Genomic DNA, 6,503 nt, shown 5'->3' with positions numbered 1-6,503 from the left:
GCTGCAGGCGGCCCAGCCAGCCACGGGGGAGAGCTATGAATTGAATGCCATCGCGGCGGTGGTGTTGGGAGGAACCTCGCTCTTTGGCGGGCGAGGAACCATCCTGGGCAGCATCATCGGCGCGTTTGTGATAGGGGTCCTTAGCGATGGCCTGGTGCTGATCGGGGTCTCCGAATTCTGGCAGATGGTCATCAAAGGGGCCGTCATTGTGCTGGCGGTCATCATCGACCAGCTCCAGCAGCGATGGCAGAAGCGAGCCGCCCTGGTCTGACTTGAGGACCAGAGGCCGGCCAGTGGCAGAAACCAGGCAAGAAGGAGAGGAGGGAAGAAGAAGCGCAGCGCTACCCTCTCCGCCTCTCCGGAAGCGGAAGGGGAAGCACCAGCGCGTGCCGCGCTGCGAGCCGCAGCTCAAGCAAGGCAACGACTAAGGCCGGGAAGAGTGGGCCGTTGAGCGCCCAGCGCAGGCCACATCCTATGCTGGCCTGCCCACAAGCCACTCGCTGCCCGGCCAGCCTACCAGCGACAAGGCCGCTCCGTTCCGTTCTCCCGTGTTCCGGTCCAAGACGGAACGGCGGCCCTGACAAGACCTCTCAAAGAAGAGTGCCGAAAGGAAGGGAAAGGACTATGCTTCGACGGATGCTCTACCTGCTGACAGTGCTGACGCTGCTCAGCCTCGTCCTGGCTGCCTGTGGTAGCTCGGGCCAGTCATCGTCGACAACCTCTGGAAACTCCGGGGGGAAAAAGCTGATCTTCATCATCACCCCGGCCTACGACAATATTTTCTTCAAGGCGGAGGCCGATGCCGCCAACGCGCGCGCGAAGGCCCTGGGCTACGATACCGTGGCCGCCACGCACGACGATGATGTCAACAAGCAGAACCAGCTCATCGATACGGCCATCGCCCGCCATGCGGCGGCCATCATTCTCGACAACGCTGGCGCCGATGCCACCGTGGCCGCCGTGCGCAAGGCCAAGAACGCCGGCATTCCCGTCTTCCTGATCGATCGCGAGATCAACGCCACCGGTGTGGCTGCCGCTCAGATCGTTTCCAATAACTACCAGGGGGCGACCCTGGGCGCTCAGGAGTTCGTCAAGCTGATGGGCGAGGAAGGCAACTACGTTGAGCTGCTCGGCAAGCAGTCAGATACAAACGCCGCTATCCGCTCGCGCGGCTACCACGACGTCATCGACCAGTATCCGCGCATGAAGATGGTGGCCCAGCAGAGCGCCAACTGGGACCAGACTGAGGCCTTCCAGAAGATGCAGACCATTCTGCAGGCTCACCCCGATATCAAGGGCGTCATCGCGGGCAACGATACGATGGCCCTGGGCGCCTGGGCGGCCCTGCAGGCGGCTCACAAGACGAATGTGATCGTCGTGGGTTTTGATGGCAGTCCCGATGTGATTGCCTCAATCAAACAGGGTGGCATCAAAGCCACGGTTCTGCAGCCCGCCGTGCGTATCGCCCAACTCGCCGTCGATGAGGCCGATAAGTACCTCAAGACCGGTTCTACAGGACAACCGGAAAAGCAGTCGATCGACTGTATCCTGGTGACGGCCCAGAACGCCGATCAGTTCGGCGTCTTCGGACCAAAGTAAGCCCTCACTCAGGACGAGGACCTGAAAGGGGGACCGGCAAGCCGCTCTCTGACGAAGGGGGCCTGCTGGCCCCCCCGCTTGCTCTCAGGCTAGGCCCGGGGTGACCGTTAGCGAGGCCAGTGCCTCTGTCGCTCTTCCGCTGGCTGCTGCTGCTGCCAGCGACGGGCGGCGGCCACAAAACGTCTGGCCGCCTCGGGGAAGCCACTGAAAGAAAGGTGCAGATAGCTGGCCAGCAGGTTACCACGAACGAAGCCTTCGAGCTGCCGGTGCTGGCCGTCGGGCGAGCTAAGCACATAGGCCGCCTCCTCGGGAGCTGGCCCCGCATCCAGTCGTGAATAGTGAAACTCGTGTCCACGCACCTGCACCCCGGACGGCAGCAGCAAGCTTTCGCGCTGCACCTGGGCCAGGCGATAGCCGATCTGCAGGCCGGCCCTACCGCCCTCCATGATGCTCTCGCGCTCGATGATGCCGAGCATGGGATAAACTTCGCCGCTGGCCGTGCGCAGGCGACGGCAGAGGTACATCAACCCACCACATTCGGCGTAGCAGGGCAGTCCCGCCGCCAGTAGCTCGGCCAGGTGCTGGCGCAGAGGGCCGTTCGCAGCCAGGGAAGCAGCGTGCTCTTCGGGGAAGCCGCCACCCAGGTAGAGACCGGAGCAGCCCGTCGGGAGCTGCGAATCGCGCAAGGGACTGAAGGGCACCAGCTCAGCCCCAGCCTGGCGCAGCAAGTCGAGGGTATCTGGATAGTAGAAGCTGAAAGCGGCATCGTAGGCCAGGGCCAGGCGCACACGAGAGTCGGCTCCCTCCGTCGCCAGGACGGTCTCGGTCCGATCCTCCAGAGTCAGGGCAGGGGCCTCGCGAGCCAGACTCAGCAGCTGTTCCAGTTCGCAGGACTGGCGGAAGAGCCTGAGCAGGGTGGCCAGACGTTCCCCTCCAAGGGCTAGCTCGCTGGCGGGCAGCAGCCCGAGATGGCGCTCGGGCCAGGGAGCTTCATCCAGGGCAGGAAAGGCGCCCAGCAGCGGCGGAGCCCCGGCTGAGGCCAGGGCTTCACGCAGCAGGCGAGCGTGGCCCGGACCGGCTACCCGGTTGGCGATCACCCCCACCAGGGCCAGCTGAGGCCCAAAGCGCTGGAAACCCAGGGCCACCGCCGCTGCGCTGCGGGCCAGGGCCCAGGCATCCAGGACAAGAAGCACCGGGGCCTGCAGGAGGCGGGCAATCTCCGCGGCGCTGCCCGCCTCGCTGTCGGCCTCGCGCCCGTCGTAGAGGCCCATCATGCCCTCGATGATGGCCAGGTCGGCGTCGCGACAGGCCGAAGCCACGATCGCCTCCAGGCGCTCCGGCGGCATCAGCCAGGTGTCGAGATTATAGCAGGGTCGTCCGGCGGCCTCGGCCAGATGCGAGGCATCCAGATAGTCAGGGCCAACCTTAAATGGCTGGACGCGCCAGCCCCTGGCTCGTAGCTCTGCAATCAGCAGACAGCTAATCAGCGTCTTGCCGACGCCGCTGGCGGTGCCGGCGATCAGTAACCGTGGCAGAGCGATAGCCATCCTGAAACCTCCTTCTTGGCTTCCTGGCAAGAGCGCGCCTGGCCTCGTCCGGACCAGCCCAGAGATTCTGCCCTGCTCGCCTTCGGCTCAGCGCCGCGGCAGGCGGCCATCAGGCCCGTCCCGACTGCCAATGGCTCAACTTATCCCACAATGTAGGAAAATGTACTGATCCCTGTCACCTTCGTCGCGCGCTCTCCGTTGTCCTATTACGTGAAAACAATGGGTACTCTAGCTATGCTGTTGGAAGTGATCGGTCAGTCTCCTCCTGGACGCTGGCTACGGGCTACTGGTGGAGGGCTGCGGCGTCTCCTTTTTGCTCTGGTAGGACTGCTGGAAAGCGATCTTCGCCCTAATACTATCCCGGTCCTCGATGGGGTACGCGCCCTGGCCTGCCTGGCTGTCCTCTTCTTCCATGTCAACTGGACAACCTACCATCAGCATCTCTGGCAGCCGCTGCACCATCCGCTGGCAAGCTCCCTGCTGCTGGTCGGTAGCACAGGAGTGACATTGTTCTTTATCCTGTCGGGCTTTCTGCTCTTTTTGCCCTATGCGAGAGCGCTGCTGGATGAGGGACGGCCCTGGCCCTCGCCCCGTCGCTTCTATCTGCGGCGGGCCTTGCGCATCTGGCCGGCCTATTATGTGTCGCTGGTCCTGTTGATCGTGCTCTGGCAGCCCCAGTATCTGCTGCCGGAGCACTGGCGAGAGCTGCTGCTCTTTGTGACCTTCTTTATGGACTCGACGCCGGAGACCTTTCGTCAGATCAACGGGCCATACTGGACGCTGGCCATCGAGTGGCAGTTTTATTTGCTCCTGCCCTGGTTAGCTCTGGGCTGCTTTCTGCTGTTGAGGCGCCTGCCCTCGCGTCGGCGTTTTCCGCTGATCTGCCTCAGCCTGGGACTGGTCATAGTCTATGCGCTGCTCGTGCGCCACTGGGGCGACTACTACGTTGATCATCCCCAGGCCAGCCTGCCATTGTTGCCGCGGTCCGCTCTGAACGTCGTGCTCTTCTTTAGCTATGGGATGGCCGGCAAGTTTCTGGAAGACTTTGCCGTCGGGATGCTGATTGCCGCCTGCTACACCTATGGGCGCACAGTCAAGCCCGCTGGCCTCTTAATGGCGCTGCTGCGGCGCTGGAGCCTGGCCCTGTGGGGCCTGGGAGGGGGTCTGCTGGTCGGTATGGCCGTCTGGCACCTCAACCATGACCTGGGGGCCTTCTCCTGGCTAAACGGCCTCTTGCCGCTCTACGATAGCCTGAGCGAGTTCGGCTTTGCCCTGGCTTACGGCTCCTGTCTGACGGGCCTGCTCTTCGGACCAGCCCTCCTACGGGCCTGCCTCTCCTGGCGCCTCCTGCGCTGGCTCGGCCTGGTATCCTATAGTCTTTATATCTGGCACCTGCCGCTGATCGCCTACTTCAGCCTGCATATCCAGCCCTGGCTGAGCGGGCTGAATCACTGGCTGGTCTATGGCTGCTACTGGCTCTGGGTGGTGCTGACAGCCCTGCCGCTGGCCCTGCTCTCGTACCTGCTCGTCGAGCGGCCTTTCCTCAAGCTTGGTCAGCGCTGGCTCGGGGGAGGGAGAGGCTCCGCTCCCTCCCCAGGGGCACGACAGGAGCTGGCGTCTGCCAGGAAGCGTTAGGCTGGCTCCTGCCTGGCCCGGGTCCTTCCTGTCCCGTCCTGCCGCCGGCTGGCAGCCAGCAGGACGGGCAGGCGCCTGCCAGCTCGATTTACGTTGACACCGGCGGGAAGGCAAGTTTATAATACTTTACACAACCCATATGATTTGTTGTGGCGAAGTAGTCTGCTTCGCTGTGGAAGCAGCGGCTGCCCGACACGCCGGACGTTGAGCTCCGCCTACTGCTCAAGCGAAGCATACGTCCCCAAAAGGAGCTTCTATGTCTACCACCGAAGGTCTTGAAGATGTCGTTGCCGCTCATACCCGTATCTGTGATCTCGATGGTCAGCGCGGCAAACTGACATATTACGGTGTTGACGTTCACGATCTGGCTGCTCATTCCACCTTTGAAGAAACAGCCTACCTGCTCTGGCACGGGAGGCTGCCGACCCGCGCACAGCTTGAGGCACACAGCGCGGAGCTACGGGCCAACCGGGCCTTGCCAGGACGGCTGATCGACCTGATGCGCCTGCTCCCTCCCTCGACGCCTCCGATGGATGTCCTCCGCACCGCCGTTTCAGCGCTCTCCACTGCCGACCCCGATCTCAGCGATCGCTCCCAGGAAGCCAATCTGCGGCGTGCTGTGCGCCTGACTGCCCAGCTACCCTCGATCGTGGCCGCCTGGGATCACATTCGTAATGGGAGAGAGCCGGTGGCGCCGCTGGAGGAGGGAAGCCTGGCCGAAAACTTCCTCTACATGCTCAAGGGGGAGCGGCCCGATCCATACGATGCCCACGTGCTCGACGTGGCTCTCATCCTGCATGCCGACCACGAGCTGAACGCCTCGACCTTTTCCGCTCGTGTGGCGGCCAGCACTCTCGCCGACATGTACGCGGCGATCACGGCGGCCATCGGCACGCTCTCCGGTCCCCTGCACGGCGGCGCCAACGAACAGGTAATGCGCATGTTCCAGCGCATCGGCGAGGTGAGCCGGGCCCAGGAATATATTCGTGGCCTGCTGGAGCGCAAAGAGCGCGTTATGGGCTTTGGCCATCGCGTCTATCGCACCGAGGACCCGCGCGGCAAACATATGGACGCCTTCGCCGTCGAGCTGAGCCAGCGCAAGGGTGATACGCGCTGGGTGGAGATGTCGCGCGTCATCGAGTCCTACGTCAAGGAGCAGAAGGGCCTGCACGCTAACGTTGATTTCTACTCAGCCACGGTCTACTACCTGCTGGGCATCCCGGTCGACCTGGATACGCCGGTCTTTGCCTGCAGCCGCGTGGTTGGCTGGACCGCCCACGTGATGGAGCAGTATGCCAACAATCGCCTGATCCGCCCGCGCGGCGAGTACGTCGGCCCCAAAGATGTCCCCTATGTACCGATCGAGCAGCGCGAGCAAGCCCAGGTAAGCCAGTAGCGCAGCTCAGGTCTGGCCCAACAAATGCCCAGAGACCTGACTGACTGGCTGGCTGGCCGGCTGGCTGGCCGAACGATTGTTCGCCCGATCAACCCTGCCAGCCAGAGTCAGATCAGAGCAACTTTCTGCCGCACGGACGGCCAGAACTGCTGTGCGGCGACGAGGAGACGAGCGGGAGCAATCGCCACCAGATTGCTCCCTTTTTCTGAGTCGAGGCTGGCACCCCCTCCGCGCTGGCCTCGTCTCGCCCTTGACAGGAGCTTCGTTCCGGAACTAAACTGGTTACAGATAGACTGGCGCTGAAAGGAAGGGCGATCACGCACGAG

At 63.3% G+C, this 6,503-nt stretch carries 4 protein-coding genes and 1 pseudogene; 4 read left to right on the top strand and 1 reads right to left on the bottom strand.

Going from position 1 to position 6,503, the window contains the following annotated elements:
• A pseudogene (locus ACFMO7_RS19050) lies at positions 1-271 on the top strand (ABC transporter permease); the annotation flags it as partial.
• Positions 272-624: 353 nt separating this feature from the next.
• Positions 625-1,599 (top strand): D-ribose ABC transporter substrate-binding protein, encoded by a 975-nt coding sequence (locus ACFMO7_RS19045; RefSeq protein WP_376797072.1) that lies wholly within the window; start codon positions 625-627, stop codon positions 1,597-1,599.
• 107 nt (positions 1,600-1,706) lie between these two features.
• Here the strand turns inward: ACFMO7_RS19045 and ACFMO7_RS19040 are convergent, their stop codons facing one another.
• The gene (locus ACFMO7_RS19040; protein WP_376797071.1) at positions 1,707-3,146 is read right to left on the bottom strand and encodes a cobyrinate a,c-diamide synthase; all 1,440 of its coding nucleotides are present in this window, start codon (positions 3,144-3,146) and stop codon (positions 1,707-1,709) included.
• A gap of 234 nt (positions 3,147-3,380) precedes the next feature.
• On the opposite strand from ACFMO7_RS19040, the gene ACFMO7_RS19035 reads away from it, so the two are divergent.
• Positions 3,381-4,781 carry an acyltransferase family protein gene (locus tag ACFMO7_RS19035; protein ID WP_376797070.1) on the top strand — a complete coding sequence of 467 codons (1,401 nt, stop codon included), beginning with the start codon at positions 3,381-3,383 and terminating at the stop codon, positions 4,779-4,781.
• A gap of 256 nt (positions 4,782-5,037) precedes the next feature.
• Positions 5,038-6,177, top strand: coding sequence for a citrate/2-methylcitrate synthase (locus ACFMO7_RS19030; RefSeq protein ID WP_376797069.1), 1,140 nt, complete (start codon positions 5,038-5,040; stop codon positions 6,175-6,177).
• Positions 6,178-6,503: the final 326 nt, after the last annotated feature.

The sequence above is a fragment of the Thermogemmatispora sp. genome (genome assembly GCF_042408735.1).
Taxonomy (GTDB): Bacteria; Chloroflexota; Ktedonobacteria; order Ktedonobacterales; family Ktedonobacteraceae; genus Thermogemmatispora.
Note: the sequence above shows the minus strand (reverse complement) of the source record. Positions and strands in the feature narration are given on the sequence as shown.